At 71.9% G+C, this 19,780-nt stretch carries 13 protein-coding genes and 1 pseudogene; 5 read left to right on the forward strand and 9 right to left on the reverse strand.

Annotated elements, in window-relative coordinates; all coding sequences use genetic code 11:
• Positions 1–16 precede the first annotated feature (16 nt).
• Positions 17–826, reverse strand: a complete 810-nt coding sequence (locus OG917_RS07060; protein WP_328316680.1) for an SGNH/GDSL hydrolase family protein — start codon at positions 824–826, stop codon at positions 17–19.
• Positions 827–1,103: 277 nt separating this feature from the next.
• Here OG917_RS07060 and OG917_RS07065 point away from each other — a divergent pair, with 277 nt between their 5' ends.
• Positions 1,104–2,198, forward strand: a complete 1,095-nt coding sequence (locus tag OG917_RS07065; protein ID WP_328316681.1) for a DUF5925 domain-containing protein — start codon at positions 1,104–1,106, stop codon at positions 2,196–2,198.
• 121 nt (positions 2,199–2,319) lie between these two features.
• Here the strand turns inward: OG917_RS07065 and OG917_RS07070 are convergent, their stop codons facing one another.
• On the reverse strand, positions 2,320–2,694 hold the full coding sequence (locus OG917_RS07070; RefSeq protein ID WP_328316682.1) for a GntR family transcriptional regulator: 375 nt from the start codon (positions 2,692–2,694) through the stop codon (positions 2,320–2,322).
• Positions 2,695–2,839: 145 nt separating this feature from the next.
• Between OG917_RS07070 and OG917_RS07075 the strand changes: the two genes are divergently transcribed.
• Positions 2,840–3,322: a DUF402 domain-containing protein gene (locus OG917_RS07075; protein ID WP_328316683.1), complete on the forward strand. Its 483-nt coding sequence runs from the start codon at positions 2,840–2,842 to the stop codon at positions 3,320–3,322.
• A 52-nt stretch (positions 3,323–3,374) separates the two neighbouring features.
• Here OG917_RS07075 and OG917_RS07080 read toward each other — a convergent pair.
• A pseudogene (locus OG917_RS07080) lies at positions 3,375–3,947 on the reverse strand (class I SAM-dependent methyltransferase); the annotation flags it as partial.
• Positions 3,948–4,267: 320 nt separating this feature from the next.
• On the opposite strand from OG917_RS07080, the gene OG917_RS07085 reads away from it, so the two are divergent.
• Positions 4,268–5,275 carry a lytic polysaccharide monooxygenase auxiliary activity family 9 protein gene (locus tag OG917_RS07085; protein ID WP_328316684.1) on the forward strand — a complete coding sequence of 336 codons (1,008 nt, stop codon included), beginning with the start codon at positions 4,268–4,270 and terminating at the stop codon, positions 5,273–5,275.
• A 67-nt stretch (positions 5,276–5,342) separates the two neighbouring features.
• On the opposite strand, the gene OG917_RS07090 is transcribed toward OG917_RS07085, so the two are convergent.
• From OG917_RS07090 to OG917_RS07100, 3 genes are all read right to left on the reverse strand, one after another.
• On the reverse strand, positions 5,343–6,203 hold the full coding sequence (locus OG917_RS07090; RefSeq protein WP_328316685.1) for an esterase/lipase family protein: 861 nt from the start codon (positions 6,201–6,203) through the stop codon (positions 5,343–5,345).
• 120 nt (positions 6,204–6,323) lie between these two features.
• The gene (locus OG917_RS07095; protein ID WP_328316686.1) at positions 6,324–7,361 is read right to left on the reverse strand and encodes a DNA polymerase Y family protein; all 1,038 of its coding nucleotides are present in this window, start codon (positions 7,359–7,361) and stop codon (positions 6,324–6,326) included.
• Positions 7,358–10,819: a DNA polymerase III subunit alpha gene (locus OG917_RS07100; RefSeq protein ID WP_328316687.1), complete on the reverse strand. Its 3,462-nt coding sequence runs from the start codon at positions 10,817–10,819 to the stop codon at positions 7,358–7,360. Before OG917_RS07100 ends, OG917_RS07095 begins: the two co-directional genes overlap by 4 nt.
• 150 nt (positions 10,820–10,969) lie before the next feature.
• Here OG917_RS07100 and OG917_RS07105 point away from each other — a divergent pair, with 150 nt between their 5' ends.
• On the forward strand, positions 10,970–12,004 hold the full coding sequence (locus OG917_RS07105) for a DUF3533 domain-containing protein (protein ID WP_328316688.1): 1,035 nt from the start codon (positions 10,970–10,972) through the stop codon (positions 12,002–12,004).
• A gap of 92 nt (positions 12,005–12,096) precedes the next feature.
• Here the strand turns inward: OG917_RS07105 and OG917_RS07110 are convergent, their stop codons facing one another.
• Entirely contained in the window at positions 12,097–13,182 is a 1,086-nt protein-coding gene (locus OG917_RS07110) for a S1 family peptidase (protein WP_443058917.1), read from the reverse strand.
• A gap of 395 nt (positions 13,183–13,577) precedes the next feature.
• Here OG917_RS07110 and OG917_RS07115 point away from each other — a divergent pair, with 395 nt between their 5' ends.
• A complete protein-coding gene (locus OG917_RS07115) occupies positions 13,578–14,444 on the forward strand; it encodes an alpha/beta fold hydrolase (RefSeq protein WP_328321704.1) in 867 nt (288 codons plus the stop codon).
• A 30-nt stretch (positions 14,445–14,474) separates the two neighbouring features.
• Here OG917_RS07115 and fxsT read toward each other — a convergent pair whose 3' ends face one another.
• The gene (gene fxsT, locus OG917_RS07120; protein WP_328316690.1) at positions 14,475–18,428 is read right to left on the reverse strand and encodes an FxSxx-COOH system tetratricopeptide repeat protein; all 3,954 of its coding nucleotides are present in this window, start codon (positions 18,426–18,428) and stop codon (positions 14,475–14,477) included.
• Positions 18,412–19,743, reverse strand: coding sequence for an FxsC protein (fsxC, locus tag OG917_RS07125; protein WP_328316691.1), 1,332 nt, complete (start codon positions 19,741–19,743; stop codon positions 18,412–18,414). The genes fxsT and fsxC overlap by 17 nt, the downstream gene beginning before the upstream one ends.
• Positions 19,744–19,780: the final 37 nt, after the last annotated feature.

Raw genomic sequence — 19,780 nt, forward strand, 5'->3', positions numbered from 1 at the left:
TCCCCCGCGGCGGGTGTCAGTCCTGTGCGTTGAGCACCGGGAGATAGCCGCCGGACTGACCGGCTGCCGTGGGGTGGTAGGACTCGGTCAGATTGAGGATGTTCACGCTGTGCAGCCAGCTGCTGGACGAGCAGATCTCGTGCCCGGAGAAGGCGGAGGTGACATCCCCGAACGCGAAGCCGTGGTCGGCGGCGCGCTTGGCGGTCACCGCGTTGAGGTGGTCGGACGCCGAGTTGATCGCGGCGCGCTCGGTCTCGCTGAGCCCCGCGATGCAGGTGCCGTTCAGCTGGTAGAAGCGCGGATAGCCGAGCACGACCACGTGTGCGGAGGGTGATTTGGCGGAGATCGCCGCGTAGACCTTGTCGAGCAGGCCCGGGAGCGTCGAGTCGATGTAGGTGTTGGCCGTGGCGAGGCTCGCGAGACAGGTCGCCTCGGACTTCAGCACGCAGGTGGTCATGGTGTCGGCGAAGCCCGCGTCGTTGCCGCCGATGGTGAGGGAGACCAGACCGGTCGAGGAGTTCAGGGCCGAGAGCTGGCTGGAGAGAACGTCACCCGTACGAGCGCCGGAGCAGGCGGCGAAGGCGAACGACGAGGGTGAGTGGGCCGCCGCCCACAGTTTCGGGTACGCGAGGCTGCTGCGCTTGCAGTCCCCGCTGGCGCTGTCGTAGCTGCCGGAGCCGACGCCGGCCGAGTACGAGTCGCCGAGAGCCACATAGCCGGTGGAGGCGGCCGGTTGGGCCGCCTGAGCCGCGCCTGCCCCGGTGAGGGCGAGTCCGACGGCGAGCAGAACAGAGGATGAGAAAGTCACAAATCTGGACAATTTCATGGAACCTCCCTGGGCAGGATTTCCGCCACGTCTGTCGTACCAGCCCACGGCCACTTTCTGGAAGTGTCCATGCCAAGTATTCGGCGGCCCGACGGCTTACGGTCGCCCTGTTTTCAGTGAAACCCGGCACTTGGCGGCGCCGGGGGCAAACGCCCGCCGTTCATCACTTCGGTGACAGGACATCAGTGGACCGGATGGGCGTACGCCGGGTGTGCCGGACCGGAACGCGTGGCACAAAGCGCGTGCACGGGCCGCCCCGGTACCAGATCATGGGCCCATGTCCGCAAACCCTGAGGCATCCCTGCCGATCCGGCTCAACGTCGACGACAGCGATTCGCCGTCCGATGTCGTCGACGCGCTGTTCCTCGGCCGCTTCGCCACGGGCGAGCAGCCGTTCTCGCACAGCTCGTCGATCGACCGCGTCAAGAAGGGGCTCACCCTGCTGCCACCCGGCGCGACCGTGCTGCGGGCGGCCCGGGACGACGACCGCAGTGCGACGCTCGCCGAGGGCGAGGGGTGGACCCTGCTCGTCTCGCGCTGGAACCGCGGCGCCGACGTCACCGTCACCGCCGTGAGCGACGAGCTGGCGGCGAAGGTACTGAAGCAGTCGACGGACGACGCGCAGGACGAGCCCGAACCGCAGCCCGAGAACGTCGCCATGGGCTTCTGGTACGTCTCCCCGCGCCGCGGCCCGCACCGCACCACCCGGCAGATCGCGGCGGGTACCTGGGAGGAGGTGCGGGCCAACTACACCGCGCCGGTGGCCGACGCGATGGACGGCCTGATGAAGGTCACCCCCGACGACATCTCGGGGCGGCTGCTCCTGCTGCACGGCCCGCCGGGCACCGGGAAGACATCCGCGCTGCGCACGCTGGCCCGGTCCTGGCGCGACTGGTGCCAGGTGGACTGCGTACTGGACCCGGAGCGGCTGTTCAGCGATGTCGGCTATCTGATGGACATCGCCATCGGGGAGGACGACGGTTCGGCGAAGGGCCGCTGGCGGCTGCTGCTGCTGGAGGACTGCGACGAGCTGATCCGCGGCGAGGCCAAGCACACCGCGGGTCAGGCGCTGTCGCGGCTGCTGAACCTCACGGACGGGCTGCTGGGCCAGGGCCGCAACGTCCTGGTGGGCGTCACCACCAATGAGGACCTGGAGCGTCTGCATCCCGCGGTGGTACGTCCGGGCCGCTGCCTGGCCCGGATCGAGGTCGGCCCGCTGACCCGCACGGAGTCCGCGGCGTGGCTGGGCACGGAGAAGGGCATCGGCCGGGACGGCACCACCCTCGCGGAGCTGTACGCGCTGCGGCGGGGCGCGGGGCCCGCGTCCGTCCCCGCACAGGAGCGGGGGCTGGACGCGGGGCTGTACCTGTAGCGGGTGCGGGGCCCCGCGGCGGGAGGGGGCCGGGGGCTCCCTGCGCGGGCGCGGCCCGGAGCGACCCCGCGGCGGGCGCGCCGCTTCCCGTGGACGGCGCCGGGCGCCGCCGCGGGACACGCTACTTCCCGTAGACCGCCCGCAGCGCGTCCTCGGCCGCCGTGCGGGCGGCCTCCGGTGTGAGGCCCAGCCGCAGGGCGCGCTCGGCGAAGGCCCGCGCCGCTTCCGCCGCCTCCCGTTCCGCCGCGTCGCCGGCGTCCGCCACGAAGGTTCCGTTGCGTCCGCGGGTCTCGATCACGCCGTCCGCCTCCAGCGCCCGGTACGACTTGGCGACTGTGTTCGCGGCGAGACCGAGCTCCTCGGCCAGGCCCCGTACCGTGGGCAGCCGGTACCCCGCGGGAATCCTCCCCGAGCGCGCCTGTCCGGCGATCTGGGCCCTCAGCTGCTCGAACGGGGCGGTGGCGGCATCCGCATCAATGGCGATCTTCAGAGTCACCCCGCGATTCTCCCCCACGCGACGCCGCCGCACCGGGACGGCGCAGGCCGCAAAAGCGGAGGCCGCCCGCCGGGGGCCCCGGGTAATCTGCGGCGTCGGCCGGGGAAGTGCACCGGCTCCGCGATGTGCCCGATGGAGGTACGGCATGGCAGGGAGTCCCGCCGGGGTGACGGTCGTCCTGCGGAAAGCGGGCCGCACGAAGATCAGTTACCCGGCGGTGGTCCTCTCCGGCGACGGCACCCGGGTGACCGTCCGGGCGGAGTGGGCCGGTGCGGGCGTACGGGACTTCGGGTTCGTACGGTTCGAACCGGGCGATGTCCTCACCGAGCACTACTGGCGGGACCGCTGGTACGCGGTCAAGGAGGTCCGCACCGGCACCGGTGACCTCAAGGGCTGGTACTGCGATGTGACCCGCCCGGCCGAGGTCCGCGAGGGCGAACTGATCGTGGAGGACCTGGACCTGGACCTGTGGGTGTCGGCGGACGGGTCCGGGATTCTCCGGCTGGACGAGGACGAGTTCGAGGCGAGCGGTCTGGCCGGGCGCGACCCGGAGGCGGCGCGCCGGGCCGTACAGGCCCTGGACGAGCTCGAACTGCTCGCTGCACGCGGCCGGTTGCCGCCCGGCTGACCCGCACGGCGGCCGGGCCCGGCCTCCGCCGCCCGCCCCCGTGCGCGCCTCAGGCCATCGCCACCAGGACGTAGCGTTCGTCGTCCACCTCCTTGCCCCAGAGGGCGGGGTCGGCGGAGAGCAGTTCGTGGTGCACGGACTCGGTGAGCGGGTCGAGGGCCGCCATCAGCTGTCCCGCGGAGAGCCCGACGCCGCCCCAGACCCCTTCGACCAGCACCAGCCGGCCGCTCGGGGCAAGCAGTGAGCACCAGTGCTTGAGCGCCGCCTCCGGGTCGGGCAGCAGCCACACCACATGGCGGGCCAGCACGACATCGAAGGTCCGCTCGCCGACGGGCGGCTGCGCCGCGTCCCCCTCCAGCACCTCGGCGCCCGTACCGGCCAGCTTGGCGCGCGCCCGCTCGGCCATCCTGGGCGAGAGGTCGACCGCGGTCACCCGGTGCCCCTGCCCGGCGGCGAGCAGCGCGAGACTGCCGGTGCCGCAGCCGACGTCGAGGACGTCGGCCGGTCCTTCCGGCAGCCATTTCCTCAGCCGTGCCGCCCACGCCTCCCGCACCCCGGTGTCGCGCAGGCCGTGGTCGGCCTCGTCGTCGAACGTGTCTGCCGCGGCATCCCAGTTGATCGTCATGGTCCGATGCTCTCAGCTCCCACCGACAATCCGGCTGATCCCATGCCCGGCGAAACATATGTGTATCTCTCGGGCGGCACCCGGGGAGTTCGTACCCCCGGCGCGGACGCGGCACCCGGCTCCCCCGCACCGGCGGATCCGTATACAACCGCTCTTAACCGCTGCTCAGTGGGTCCTTAACCGCGCCATAAGGATCGCCAACAGCCCGTATCCAGAGCCTTTTCGGCGGTTCCGGCGGGCTAGCGTGCTGAGCGTCCGGCCGGGTCTCCCCGTGCACCGGCACCCCCCCACGCACCCCACCGCTGAAGGAGTACGCCCCGATGACCGCTCGTCGCAAGGCCGCCGGTATCGCCGCCCTCGGTATCGTGCCGCTCGCGCTGACCGGGCTGGCCGCCACCCCGGCCGCCGCCCACGGCTCGATGACGGATCCGGTCAGCCGGATCGCCGCCTGCTACGCGGAAGGGCCCGAGAGCCCGTCCACGCCCGCCTGCAAGGCCGCCGTCGCGGCGGGCGGCACCCAGGCCCTGTACGACTGGCCGGCGGTCAACATGGCCGATGCCGCGGGCCGGTCGAAGGAGCTCGTTCCCGACGGCAAGCTGTGCAGCGCGGGCAAGGACGAGTACAAGGGCCTCGATCTGCCGCGTGACGACTGGCCCTCCACCAAGATGACAGCGGGCAGTCACACCTTCCACTACCGGGCCACCGCGCCGCACAAGGGCGCCTTCGCGCTGTACATCACGAAGCAGGGTTACGACCCCACCCGGCCGCTGACGTGGACGGATCTGGAGTCGAAGCCGTTCGCCCAGGTCACGGACCCGAAACTGGAGAACGGTGAGTACATCTTCGACGGAACGGTCCCGCAGCGGACGGGCCGTCAGCTGATCTACTCGGTCTGGCAGCGTTCGGACAGCGAGGAGGCCTTCTACACCTGCTCCGACGTGGTCTTCGGCCAGTCCGCCGGTGCACCGGGTGCCGCCGCCGCACCCAGCGCGTCCGCCCCGACCGAGCAGGAGATCGCCGACGGGGCCGGCAAGTCCAGCATGCCCATGCACCACGGCACGGGGTCCATGGAGCCGTCAGGCGAGGCCGCACCGGGCGCGGCGGCCGGCACCGCGGCGGGCACCACCGGGGGCACGGATGCCCCGGAGCCCCAGGGCGGACGGGCGGCCCCGGCCGCGGCCGGCGGGGAGCACCTCGCCGAGACCGGCGGGGACAGCAGCACCCCGTATCTCGCGACGGCCGGTGCGGCCGCCGTGGCCATCGGCGCGGCCGCCCTGTTCGCAGGGGTCCGCCGCAGGTCCGGTACGGCGGGCCGCGGCGGCCGCTGACCGGGTTCCGGCGTGGTGTCCCCTCCCGCCCGGGGACGGGAGGGGACACCACGCCCCCGCTCCCGTCCTAACCGACGGCGGAGGCGCAGGTGGTGGGGGTGGCGTGGGCGGGGTCGAGGGCGTTGGCGACCTCGTGGTACGCGATCTTGTCGGTCAGACCGATGGTGACGTGTTCGGAGAGGTCGGCGGCGCACTTGTCCTGGAGCAGCACGTTGTTGACGTCCGGGCCGCTCAGGAACTGTGTCCTGTACGGGGTGACCACCTCGTCGTACTTGGTGGCGATGACGGTGTAGCGCACTCCGGGCACCGTGTCGGGCACCGAGTTGAGCTTGGTGACGAAGGGCGAGCCCGCGACCTGGTCGGTGAGGCCCGGCGCACCCTTCTTGAGGATGCCGGCGGCGCCCGGGAAGTACGGCAGGAGTCCGGTGAGGCCCGACAGTGTGGTGCCGTGGTTGTCGGGGGCGATGCCCGTCATCGAGTTCACCCTGGCGGCCCCGCCCAGGAACTTGATGTAGTAGTTCGGCATCATGCCGCCCTGCGAGTGGCCGACGATGTCGGCCTTCGGCGTGCCGGTCGCCGCGAGGACCCTGTCGACGAAGGCGGAGAGCTGGGCGGCCGACTGGTCGATCGGCGCGAGCCCGTCGAAGAGCGTCTCGCCGGGGAGCTGACCGTAGTCGAGGGAGAAGACGCAGTATCCGCGGTCGACCAGGTAAGGGGCGAGCACCAGCCAGTTGTCGGTCGCGTTCCCGAAGGTTCCGGGGACGAGGACGACCGGGCGGGGGTGGGCCGCCGACGGCTTGCAGGAGTAGTTGTTCCATCCGCTGCCGGGGGCGGCGGCCTGCGCCGTCGTGGCTGCGGGGACCGTGGCGGCGGCGAGCGCCAGCGCCAGTGCGGGGAGGGCTCCGAGCGCACGCTTCCAGGGCATCATCGAGTGATCTCCTTGCGACTCAAGGGAGTGACGACGGATGTTCGCCCTGCGGTCCGGACCACAAGAATGTTCTGCTCACGTCAAATTACGCGCGGGTAAGGTAGCGGGGGAAGTTACGCGTCAGTAAAGAACTGATGGAGGATCAGCGACCGGTCCTCGCCGGTCACGATAGCCCGGTCCGCCGTGGCGGGCCGGAGCGCCACGGCGCGTGTGGCGCCGGTTCTGCGCAAGCGTCCCCGGCACGATCACCCCGGGTCCGAACCGCGCCCGCGCCCGGTCGGCGACCGCCTCGATCCTGCGCGCCTTGTCGTCGGCGGGGTCGAACATCAGCTGGTGGGCGGCGTGCTCGGCCGGCGTCAGCCCCTCGGCGCGCAGCGCGATCCCGCGCACCCGGGCGCGCTGGAGCCCGAGCGAGTCATGGATCGCGTACGCCGCCGCGGTGAGCGCGGCCGAGTGCGCGGTCCGCTCGTGCAGGGTGCGGCCGCGGGTGGTGGTGGTCCGGTCGGCGTACCGCACGGTGAGCGCCAGCGCCCCGCACACCTGCCCCTCGCGGCGCATCCGGCTCCCCAGTTCCTCGGTGAGCGAGAGCAGGGCTCCGCGCTGCCGGCCGCGGTCCAGTTCGTCGCGGGGGAAGGACCGTTCGGACGAGACCGAGCGGGCAGCGGCATTCGGCACGACCGGCGTACGGTCGATGCCGCGCGCCCGCTCCTGAAGCTCACGCCCGGCGCGCGCTCCGGCGATCCGCTGGAGGGTGGCCAGGGGCGCGGCGGCGATCCTGCCGATGGAGTCGAGTCCGTACGAGCAGAGGGTGCGGGCCATTTTCGGCCCGACCCCCTGGAGCGCCGCAGCGGGTCTGTCCGCGAGGAACGTACGGGCGTCGCCGGCCACCAGGGTCGCGCCCGGCCGCGCTTCCCTGGCGGCCATCCGGGCCAGCATCGGGTTGGGTCCCACCCCGATCACACAGTCGAGACCGTGGTGCGCGAGCGCCCGGACCCGCAGCAGCGCGGCGAGCTCGGTGGCGCTCCGCCCGAAGTACCGCTGCGCGCCGCGCACATCGATGAGTGCGGCATCGGGCGGGAAGGCCTGGACCAGCGGGGTGAGGTCCTCGATCAGGGCCAGCGGCAGCGCCTCGGGCACGAACCGTACGGAGAGGATCATCCCGCGCTCCCCGGGCTGGAGTGCCAGAGCTTGCGCCCGGTGGCGGTCTGGTCCCCGGCGGGCCTGAGGTCCGCCCAGGGGTTCATCTCGTAGCCGGTGGACAGCTGGATGCGGCGGCCGGCGCCGCCCGGCTGCCCCGATTCCTCGCCCTCATCCGTCCCGGCTCCGCCGGGCGCGGGTGCGGCCAGGGCGGCGGCGACGGCCTCCAGCCCTCCGGTGCGCCGCAGTTCGACCAGGTCGGCCAGGTTCCAGGCCGCCGAACCGACCACGCTGAGGCTGCGCGGCCCGCGCCGCTGCACCACCCCGCGCACCAGCAGCAGCCAGGAGTGGAAGACGGTGTACGCGCACGCGGCGTGGCTGTCGTCGAAGAAGGCGAGGTCGACCAGGCCGGTGCCGTCGTCGAGGGTCGTGAAGACGACCCGGCGCCCGGAGCGTACCGGTGGGGTCTGGGTGGCGGCCTTGGCCCCCGCGACCAGGACACTCTGCCCGTGCTCGGCGGAGCGCAGCCGCCGGGCCGAGAGCGCGCCCAGCTCCTTCAGGAAGGCGTAGTGGTCCTCCATCAGATGGCGCGACGAGTCCATGCCGAGGATGCCGAGTTCGGCGCTGAGCCGCTCGGTCTCGCTGAGATCAGGCAGCCCGGCCGAAGCCGTCTTCCGCCCTTCTCCCAGGGCGAGTTGGCCGCTGTGTGCGGATCCGCTGCGGCCCGCGTGCAGTTCGGAGATGTGCAGCAGCAGGTCCCGGCGGTTCGCGCCGAACGCGTCCAGCGCGCCGACCTGGGCGAGCCGCTGGGCGACCGGCTTCCCCGGCCGGGCACGCTGCCAGAAGTCCAGCAGTGAGGAGTAGGGCCGTCCGGCCTCGATCCGGCCGGCCTCGGCCTCGCTGATGCCGTGGACGTCGGAGAGCGCGAGACGGACCCCGAACGTACCGGACACCAGTTCGATACGGTGGGCGGCCGCCGACCGGTTCACATCCAGCGGCAGCACCGGGACCCCGCGCCGGCGCGCGTCCGCCAGCAGCAGCCGCTTCGGATACATCCCCGGGTCGTGAGTGAGCAGCCCCGCGTAGAAGGCCGCGGGGTGGTGCGCCTTGAGCCAGGCGGACTGGTACGTGGGCACGGCGAAGGCCACCGCGTGCGCCTTGCAGAAGCCGTACGCGCCGAACGCCTCGACGATCTCCCAGGTGTGCGCGGTGACTTCGGGCGCATAGCCCCGCTCCGCGGTCGCCCCGGCGAACCAGGCGCGGATCCGCCCCTGCCACTCCGGGTCGGAGAGCCGGCGCCTGGCCTGGTCCGCCTCGTCCCGGCCGCAGCCCGTCATGATCCGCAGGATCTCGATGATCTGCTCGTGGAAGACCACGACCCCGTACGTGGCGCTCAGCGCCTCCGCCAGGTCGGGGTGCGGGAAGCGGACCGGCGCGCGGCCGTGCCGGGCTTCGATGAAGGGCCGCACCATGTCGGCGGCGACCGGCCCGGGCCTGAAGAGCGAGATGTCGACGACCAGGTCGTCGAAGGTGGCGGGCTGCAGGCGTCCCACCAGATCGCGCTGGCCGGGCGATTCGATCTGGAAGCAGCCCAGCGTCTCGGTGGAGCGGATGAGCGCGTAGGTGTCGGGGTCGCCCGCGGGTACCTGCGCGGGGTCGTCCAGGTCGAGGCGCTCCCCCGTGGCCCGTCCGATCTCCGCGACGGCGTGGGCCATCGCGGACTGCATCCGCACCCCGAGCACATCGAGCTTGAGCAGCCCGAGGTCCTCCACGTCCTCCTTGTCGAACTGGGACATGGGGAAGCCCTCGCCGCTGGTCGGCACCACCGGCGTGCGCCGCAGCAGGGAGGCGTCCGAGAGCAGCACCCCGCACGGGTGCATGGCGATTCCGCGCGGCAGCGCGTCGAGCCCCTCGACCAGCTCCCACAGCCGTCCGTACTTCCCGCTGTCCCGCTTCGACTCCTCGGCCACGGCGCGCAGTTCGGGCAGTTCCGCCATCGCGGCGCGGGCGTCACGGGCGCGGATGTGCGGGAAGGCCTTGGCCAGCCGGTCGGTCTCCGCCGGGTCCATGGAGAGGGCGGCCCCCACGTCCCGTATCGCGTGGCGCACCCGGTAGGTCTCCGGCATGGCCACGGTGGCGACCCGCTCGGCACCGAAGCGGCCGATGATCGCGCGGTAGACGTCGAGTCTGCGGGCGGATTCGACGTCGATGTCGATGTCGGGCAGCGCGAGCCTGCGCCGGGAGAGGAACCGCTCCATCAGCAGCCCGTGCCCGACGGGGTCCGCGTTGGCGATGCCGAGCAGATGGTTGACGAGGGATCCCGCGCCGGAACCGCGGGCCGCGACCCGGATTCCCATCTCCTTCACATCGTCCACGACCCTGGCGACGGTCAGGAAGTACGAGGCGTGTCCGTGGAAGGCGATGATGTCCAGCTCGTGGTGCATCCGCTCCCAGTACTCACGCCTGCGGTCGTAGCCGCGCACCACCATGCCGGCGGCGGCGCGGGAGGCGAGCACGCGCTGGGCGGTGCGGTGCGCGGCGCCGACGAGGCGCGGTTCCGGGAAGTGGACGGTGCCCATGCCGAGGTCGTCCTCGGCATCGACGGCGCACGCGGCGGCCAGGGCCTGGGTCTCGTCGATCAGCCGGTGCGCGGTGTCCCGCCGGAAGCCCGCCGCCTCGGCGACCCGCTCGGCGGTACGGAACATCGCGTCCGCGTCCTTGAGCCAGCGCTCACCGCTGTCGAGACCCTTGCGGGGGTCGACGGGGACCAGCCTGCGGGCGGCGTCGAGGACGTCGGCGACGGGACCCTGCCCCTGGTCGGCGTAGCGGACGGCGTTGGTCAGCACGGGGCGTACCCCCTGCTCGGCGGCGAAGCCGACCGTACGGGCGGCGAGTCTGAGCGAGCCGGGTCCGGTGCCGCCCAGCCCGTGGTGGACCGCTTCGAGGCGCAGCGCGTCGCCGTGGACCTCCCGCCAGGGGCCGAGCAGGACGGCGGCCCGGTCCGGCCGGCCGGCGGCGAGTGCCCGGCCGACATCGGAGTCCGGTCCGAGCAGGACGGCAAGGCCGTCCCCGTGGTTCTCGTCCCAGGGCAGCAGGGGGCGCTCCCCGTCCGCGTGGGCCGCGGTGACCAGCCGGCACAGGGCCGCCCAGCCCTCCGCACCGTCCCGGGCGAGGAAGGTCGCGCGGGGCACGGACTCGTCGACGAACACTCCGCCGCGTACGGGGGCGCGCATCCGGTGGGTGGGCCCCTCCGCGCGCGCCCGCCCGCCGATCGCGAGCCGTGCGCCGAACAGCGGTCGCACCCCGGCCGCGGCGCAGGCCTTGGCGAAGCGGACCGTGCCGGCGAGGGTGTCCCGGTCGGTCAGCGCGATGGCGTCCATGCCCCGCTCGGCCGCCCGCTCCGCGAGCCGTTCCGGGTGGGAGGCCCCGTACCGCAGGGAGAATCCCGAGGCGGTGTGGAGATGCGTGAAACCGGGCATCCGCCGCACCTCCTGCTCCGATGATCCAGTCCGTTCCTGACCCCCTTCTCCACCATAGACCACTTTCGAATACTTGTGCGATTAACGGTGTGTCAGCCATTCGGGCCCGTCCCACCTGCGCAAACGTCCGCCCTGCCGGACCGTGGGGCCATGACTTTCCTGGACGAGATGAAGACCGCTGTCACTCCGCGCGCGGCGCTGCTCGTCATCGGCACACTGGTGCTGCAGCTGCTGTTCATCGCGTCCTATGTGGGGGCCCTGCACAACCCCAAGCCGAAGGACGTCCCCTTCGGGGTCGTCGCGCCCGCGCAGGCGGCCCCGCGACTCGCCGGCAGGCTCAAGCAGCTCCCCGGCGACCCCCTGGACCCGCGTACGGTCTCCAGCCCGGCCGAGGCCCGCCGGAAGATCCTGGACCGCGACATCGACGGCGCCCTGATCGTCCGCCCCGGAGGCTCGAAGGACACACTCCTGGTCGCGTCGGGTGGCGGGACCGTACTGTCCTCCTCGCTCGACCGGATCATCACCGGAGTGGAGAAGACCCAGCGACGGAGCGTGCGCACCGTGGACGTGGCACCGGCTTCGGCGTCGGACTTCGACGGGCTCTCCGCGTTCTACCTGGTCGTCGGATGGTGCGTCGGCGGCTACCTCTGCGCATCGATCCTGGCGATCAGCGCGGGCTCCCGGGCCGCCAACGGACGGCGCGCCGCGATCAGGCTCATCACCATGGCGCTCTACTCGGTCCTGGGCGGGCTGGGGGGCGCGGTCATCGTCGGCCCGGTGCTCGGCGCGCTGCCCGGCAGCGTCCTGGGACTCTGGGGGCTCGGCGCACTGGTCGTCTTCGGGGTCGGCGCGATCACGCTCGCCCTGCAGGCGCTCACCGGCATCGTGGGGATCGGCCTGGCCGTCCTGCTGGTCGTGATCGCGGGCAACCCGAGCGCGGGCGGCGCCTTCCCGCTGCCGATGCTGCCGCCGTTCTGGCATGCGATCGGCCCCTGGCTGCCCCCGGGCGCGGGCACCTGGACGGCGCGCTCCCTCGCGTACTTCAGGGGCAACTCCGTCACCGGCCCGCTGCTGGTGCTCTCCGGCTGGGCCGTGGTGGGCACGGTGATCACGATCTGTATGTCCGTGTTCCGCAGGAAGCAGGGCGCCGCACCGGGCCCCGCCCGGGCGACGCCGGAGATCTGAGGACTCACGGCAGCGGCCCGGCCCGGACCGTCACGAGGACGGTCCGGGCCGGGCCACAGTGCTGTGGTCGCGGAACGCGCCGGTACCGGAGGTCAGCCGATCGTCGCCCCGAAGGCAGCCAGCGCCGCGGGCACCGGCTGGAAGAACGTCTCGCCGCCGGCCGAGCAGTCACCGCTGCCGCCGGAGGTCAGACCGATCGCGCTGTCACCCGAGAAGAGCGCACCGCCGCTGTCGCCGGGCTCGGCGCAGACATCGGTCTGGATGAGACCGTTGACGACGTCGCCGTTGCCGTAGTTGACGGTGGCGTCGAGCCCCTTCACCGTGCCGCCGTGCACCTGGGTGGTGGAGCCGCTGCGCTGGACCGCCATGCCGACGGTCGCGTCGGCCGCCTTGGTGATCGGCTGGGTCTTGCCGTTGTAGAGGTCGACCTCGCTCGGGTGGGGGGTGTCCGAGGTGTACTTCACCAGGCCGTAGTCATGGCCTGGGAAGTCGGAGGCCGCGTTGGTGCCGATCTCGGAGCCGCCCTGCGCGTCCGACCAGCTGGTGACGGCCTGGGTGCAGTGCCCGGCAGTGATGAAGTACGGCTGGCCGTCCTTGACCACGTTGAAGCCGAGCGAGCAGCGGGCACTGGAGCCCCAGATGGCGTCGCCGCCCGCGATGAGGGGCTTGAACTCACCGGCGCTGCGCTTGAGTTCGGCCTTGGAGCCGAGGCCCTTGACGACGCTGTCCAGCTTCGAGAGCTTCGCACCGGAGACGGTGCGGTCGGCGGTGACGACGATCTTGTTACTGACCGGGTCCACCGCCCATGAGGTGCCCGGCAGCGACGCCTTGCCGGCCAGGGTCTTGCGCGCACCGGTCAGCGCGGCCAGCGAGTTCTGGACGACTCTCGCCCGGCCGCCCGCCTTGCGCACACCCTGGGCCGCCGCCTCGTCGACGACGTTCACCACCAGGTGCTTGCTCTTGGCGTCGTAGTACGAACCGGCCGCGTCGGCGCCCAGCTCACGGGTCAGTGTCGATGCCAGGTTCCCGGCCGCGGCCACGGAAAGCGTCCTCACCGGGGATGCCGGTGCCGACTCGCTGGCGTTGGCCGTCTGGAAGGTGACACCCGCGGCGATCAGCGCGGCGGCGCCGGTCGCTGCCGCGATCACTCGGCGCCTGGATATGCGTCGGTGCTTCAACTTCGACCTCCTGTGGGGGCCGCTTCCGGTCATGTGGGGTGACCGGAAGCGGAGGATGGAGCCGCCCACTATTCCGACAGTCACAGCTCGCACACAAGGTCGACTCAAGGACGGGCACACGACACCGACAAGGCACCCGCACTCCGTTCACGAATGGCGGGCCACCCAGGGGGACACAAAGCGACGCAAGCCGTGGAGAAGGACAAATCCCCGCCCCGTACGACGGCCCGCCGTCCGCTATCCACGGCAGCAGGACCGGATTGCGGCGCACCCCCGCCCGGATCTGCACTTCGCCACCAACTCCTCACTCCATGAGTCCTGCTGATGGGCCATCATCGGAACGGAGGGGGATGCCCGTGCACACGACGCATGCATACGGCACAGAGGGACCGGGACTGCGCGGACGGGTCCGCGCGCCGGACGGACGTCATCTGACAGTGGAGCGCCTCGGTGATCCGCGCGGCAGGCCGGTCTTCCTGCTGCACGGCACCCCCGGCAGCAGGCTCGGGCCCGCCCCGCGCGGCATGGTGCTCTACCAGCGCCGCACACAGCTCATCGCCTTCGACCGCCCCGGCTACGGAGGCAGCGACCGGCTGGCGGGCCGCAGCGTCGCCGATGTCGCCCAGGACGTCCGGGCGATCGCCGATGCCCTGGGCCTTGAGAAGTTCGCCGTCGCGGGCCGCTCGGGCGGCGCGCCCCACGCGCTCGCCTGCGCCGCCCTGCTGCCCGACCGCGTCACCAGGGCTGCCGCCCTGGTGACACTCGCGCCCCGGGACGCCGTCGGGCTGGACTGGTTCGATGGCATGGCGGCGTCCAACGTCCGGGAGTACACCAGCGCGTCCGACGACCCCGACGGTCTGGCGGCCCGGCTCATTCCCCGCTCGGCGGAGATCAGGAAGAACCCCGTCCGCCTGCTCGACCAGCTGTTCAGCGACCTCACCGACTCCGACCGCAGAGTCGTCAACGACGCAGGCGTACGGGCCATGCTGCTGCGCAACTACCAGGAGGCGCTGCGCACTTCACCGTACGGCTGGATCGACGACGCGCTGGCGTTCTCCCGCCCCTGGGGCTTCGACCCCGCCGCCATCCGCACCCCGATCATGCTCTGGCACGGGGTGAAGGACGTCTTCTCACCCGTCGGCCACTCCCGCTGGCTGGCACGGCGCATCCCCGGCGCGACGGCCGTACTCGAACCGGCCGCCGCGCACTTCGACGCGCTGCACGCGCTTCCCCGCATCCTCACCTGGCTGCTGGACGAGTGAGGAGCGGGGCACGCGGCGGGACCCGGGCCCTCATACGACGAGCGGCTCCAGGTCCCGGCTGAACCGCCGTGCGTCGCCCGCGATCCCCACGTAGTCGTGATCGTCACCGAGCTGCCGCTGCAGCTCGCTGACGGTCTCGGCCCTCAGCAGCTGCGCCTCCTCCTTGCGGCCGAGCGCGTCCAGCGTCACCGACATGTTGGACGCACAGGCCAGGGTCTCCGGGTGGTGGGCCCCGACGACCTCGCGCAGGGCCGCGACCACCCGGCGCTCGATCTCCAGGGCCTTGGGGAGATCGCCCAGTCCTGCCGTGACATTGGCCAGGTTGACGGTCGCGAACAGCACGTGCGGATGCAGGGGGTTGAGTACGTCGCTCATCACCCTGACCGTGCCGGCGAGCATCGACTCGGCCGTGTCGAGCGCGCCGCAGGCCCCCTGGTAGATACCGAGGTTGTTCATGGCCGTGAGGGTGTACGGGTGCCGCTCCCCCGGGATCTTCATGTACTGGTCGACCACCGCCTGCGCGGTGTCCCGCGCACCCACCGCGTCCCCGGCGGCGAACAGGTCGGCCGCGAAGTTCAGGTCGCAGGCCAGCCAGTCCGGATTGGTCACCGTGTACTTGATGCGGTACCGGTCCCGGGTGGCCGCGGTCAGCCGCCTGGCGTCCTCCGGGCGGCCGGCCCTGCGCAGCGAGACGGCCAGGCTCTTGGCAGCCGCGAGTGTGCCGGGGAAGGCCCGGCCCAGCTGCTCCTTGAAGATCTGGTACGTCCGCGACAGCAGCGCGACGGAGTCCTCGTACCGGCCGACCTCACGCAGGTCGCGGGCGAGGTTCTGCGCCGATGAGAGGGTGTACGGGTGCTCGGGGCCGAGCACTTCGGTGCGCCGGTCGTAGACGTCCTGGTCCATCTCCCGCGCGCGGGCGTACTGGCCGGCGATCCGCAGGTTCAGCGCCAGGTTGTTGGCCGCGGCCAGGGTCCTCGGGTGCGACTCGTCGAAGATCTCCTTGAACCCCTCGTACGCCTCGGTCGCCAGCGTCATGGCCCTGCTGTACTCACCGACGGCTCCGAGGTCCATGGCCAGGGCGCTGGTGGTCATGTAGGTGTGCGGATGCGACGGCCCGAGCTCCGGGAGCTGCTCGCGCTGGCGCCGCAGGGTCTCCTCGTCCAGCTCCATCGCCTCCACGTAACGGCCGCGCGAGCGGAGGATGTTGGAGAGGTGGAAACGGAGGTAGAGATACTGCAGGTCGTTGTTGCCGAGGCGTTCGCGCCACACCTCGCGCAGCTCGCCCGCGAGCGCCGCCGCCGTGACGAAGTCACCGCGCTTCCAGAGGTATCGGACCCGGTCGATCATCAGCCGGCGGGTCTCGGGCTCCTTGCACAGCCTGGCCTCCGACGGGCCCAGGTGCGGCCAGATGGGGGCGAAGTCGGGCCAGGTGCCGGGGTTGTCTATGGGTTCGTCACCGTCGGGCCTGGCACCCGCGAGGATCATATGGACGCAGTGCCGTGCCTCGTCCCGCTCCGGGTGGGTGAGCTGCGCCTTGATCACTGCCTGCACCAGCCGGTGCACCTGGATGGAGCCGCCCACCGGGTCCACCTTGGCGAGCGCGAAGCGGCCGATCTCCCGGATGACCCGGCCGAGCACCAGCTTCTCCTGGAGCGTCGCGTCGTACGGCTTGAGCGCGTCGATCATCTCCCGGCTGTAGAGGAGCTTCGCCGAGATCGGTTCCGGTGCGAAGAAGGCACAGAGCTGGAGCAGCCGTACGGCGGCCGGCGAGCGCTCCTTCAGACGGGCGATGGACACGTTCCAGGTGGCGGCCACCGGCTCGGGGTATCCGGCGGGCTGGTTGAGCCCGAGGACGCTCTCGGCCTCCTGCGCCAGCTGTTCCAGATAGGTGTCGACGGGGGTGGCGGTCTCCGCGATCCAGGCGGCGGCCTGCTCGACGGCGAGCGGCAGGTCCCCCACCGCATCGGCGACCCGGGCCGCGTCCTCGCCGGAGAGGCCGGGTGCCCGGCGCTGGATGTGCTCGACGGACTCCTCCCGCATGAAGACGTCGACGGGCAGCGCGTCGCCGTACTGCGACCAGGTCTGGTTCCGCGAGGTCACCAGCACGTGGCCGGGGCCGCCCGGCGGGAAGAAGCGCTTCAGGTGCTCGGGGTCGTCCGCGTTGTCGAAGACCAGCAGCCAGCGCGAGGTGGGCACCCCGCGGCGCAGCAGGTCGATGGCCTCCTGGGAGGCGGACGCCATGTCCTCGGCGCCCTGGGTGCCCAGCCGGACGGCGAGTTCGGCGAGGCCCGCGATCACATCGTCGGTCTGCTCCGCCGAGATCCACCACACCAGGTCGTAGTCGGCCATGAAGCGGTGCACGTACTCCAGGGCCACCTGGGTCTTGCCGACACCGCCCAGCCCGTACAGGGTCTGGGGCTGCGGCAGGACCACCGCCATCCCCCCGCCGAGCTGGTCGCGCATCCGCTCCAGCACCAGGGAGCGCCCGGTGAAGCCGGAGTTGCGGGCCGGCGCGTTCCAGATCTTCGGCACGGTCCCCGGGAAGCGCGGCCCGGGCGAGACCCCGTCGACGGGCTGCCCCGGCCGGTCCACCGCGCGCAGCAGAGCCGCGGTGGCGTGCACCTCGTCCAGCCGGAACAGGTCGACGGGGTTGCGGTCGATGTACTGCGTGGTCAGCCGTACGTCACCGACGCGCAGCGGCAGCAGGTGCCGGCGGGTCCCGGAGGGGTCCTCGGCCGCCGACCGCTGCCAGACCTCCACCGCCCGGGCCGACTTGAGGTAGGCGCTGGACAGGACGACCACGGTGCGCGCCGTGGTCTCGGCCGCCGTGGACTTCCCCGCCCCGGAGCCTGCGGGAACCGCCTCCGCCGACACGTCACGCGGTACCACGCGGAATCCTGCGCGGGTGAGCACGGCCTCGATCCAGTCGGCCCACATCCGGTTCTCCGCCACGTAGCTGAGCAGCAGATCGGCGGGGAGCGCGGGGCGGCGGCGGGTGAAGGCGTCCCTGATGCGCAGCCTGACCTCCTCGGGGATCTGCGGCATCGAGGTGACCTGGCGGCCGGTGACGACGGAGGCGAGCCGCTCGAAGGCGGAGAGGAGCGAGTTGGTGAGCCCGGCCTCGTCGCCGAAGGTGGCCAGGGTCTCCTCGTACGCGTAATAGGGGCGGTACGGGATCTCGACCGCCCCCCAGTACGCGGTGAGCTCCTCGCCCGAGAGGCCGCGCGGCAGCCCGTCGAAGCGGAGCCTGGCCAGGGCGCGTCCGGCGTCCGCCTTCTCCTTCTCGCCTTCGTCGATCCGCATCGGGACGGGCAGGATCTGGATGCCCCGGCCGCCGTCGTGCTTGTCGATCTGGCGGGCCACCGCGGCGGCGCCGTCGATGGACTGGTCGCTGAGGGTGAAACAGTCGACGAGCGCGTCGGGCAGATGGACGGTGCAGATGTCGGCGATGTCGCTGAGGCCGGTCCTGCTGTCGATGAGGACGTAGTCGTAGTTGGCCTTCATGTCGTCGCGCAGCGCGTCGAAGAAGTGGCCGCCGCCCAGCCGGTCGTAGAAGTTGTCCCAGTCGAAGGTGGAGACGGTGGCGGAGTACTCGCGGTTCTGCCGGCCCGCCGACACGAAGTCGAGGGTGCCCCCGTCGGGGAACTCCCAGCCCAGCGTCTCCGGGGTGAGCGAGACCGCGTGCTGCTGGATGCGCGCGTAGTCACGGTGCCAGTCGTCGGGGCGCGGAGCGGGGCTGGTCGCCGCCCAGGCGTACTCGGTGATCAGGTCGATGATCCCGGTGGTGGCGCCGAGCGTGGACGGGTCGAGGAAGGGGTGGAAGAAGCGGTAGAGGCCCGGCGCCTCCAGGTCCCAGTCGACCGCGAGGACGCGCTTGCCGTTGGCGGCCAGGATCCATGCGGTGTTGGCCAGGGCCATCGTCCGGCCGGTACCTCCCTTGTAGGAATAGAAGGTGACGATGCGTCCGTCACGACCTGCTGTCATCCGTGTCCTCCGCATCGAGCGCGAGATCCTGCACAGCCGGTATGGAGCGGGTGGCGGCCTGTTCGGTCACCATCGGGCCGATGAGCCGGGGCCGTTCGTGGTGGCCGCCGCCGGGCGGGTAGACGGCCGCGTGCTTGAGGTACTGCTGCGCGGCGGACTCCGCCACCTGGGGCAGGATCCGGCCGAAGGCCTCCATGCTCGGGACGCCTTTGGCCGCGGCCCTCGTCAGGGCGCGCCCCTCCCTCATCTTGGAGGGCATGGTGTCCTCCAGACGGCCGGTGAGCTCGGCCTCGGAGGCCCTGCTCTGGTGGTCGTCGCGGTTCCAGGGGACGACCACGCTCACCCAGGGGCGGTGCTCGGAGTCGAAGGCGGAGAGCCGCTGGCGCCGTTCGTCGTCGTGCAGCGCCCAGCGGTCGACGAGCAGGACCTCGGGGCAGGACGGAGGCTGTTTCCCGTCGAGGTGGAGGACCTCCTCGTCGAACGAGGAGACGGTGGCCTGGTAGTTGAGGGAGCGCACCAGGTCCTCGGCGAGCCGGGACAGCGGCTGGGCGGAGACGGGGTGGTAGGGATTCCAGTCCAGCGGGGTGTCCCCGTAGTACTCGGAGTGCCGTCCCTCCGGCAGATCGTGCCGGGTGGGGGCGGCGACGGTCAGCTTCATGGGGCGCGGCCCCGCGCTGGGCGAACCGAAGGCGCTGGGTATGGCCCGGTAGTCGACGGGGCGGCACGGGCCGATGTCCGATGCGTCGGCGACGCTCACGATGCGTTTGGCCAGTTCGTAGACGGCCCGCTCGTACTCCTCGGCGAATATCCGGAGCTTGACGAGACCGTAGAGCCCGTCGGTCACGTAGCGCTCCCCGAAGGCGCGGTGGTTGAACTGCAACCGCGCTGCCGGGCCGGGGAGTTGGTGCGGTGGTACGGGGACCCAGAGGGCCGGGACTATCGCCTCGGCGGTGCGGTTGCTGCGGACCTGTTCATGGATGGCGCGCTGGGCGAAGGCGTACCACTCCTTGCCGCACATCTCGCTGCCGAAATAGCGGGGCGAGAAGAGCGGTACGAAGACCCGGCAGGTGGCGAGCACCTCACCGAGCCGCTCCGACCAGCCCTCCCCCGATCGCAGCTCCCGGTCTATGAAGCCCGCGGGCGCTCCCGCGGGGAGGTTGGTCATCGCCATCACATGGGCGCAGAGGTCACGGAAGAGCCGCTCGACCCACATGTCCGGGTCGGGCCCGACGGCTCCGTGTTTCGGAGTGTGCGCGTAGCTGAGAAAAAAATACGGCCTGTGGTTCGCCGCTCTCGGCTCGTCCGATGCTGCCAACTCGGCCCCCCGTCGTCCATGAAGACATCATTCCGGA

Source organism: Streptomyces sp. NBC_00388, from assembly GCF_036061255.1.
GTDB lineage: Bacteria > Actinomycetota > Actinomycetes > Streptomycetales > Streptomycetaceae > Streptomyces.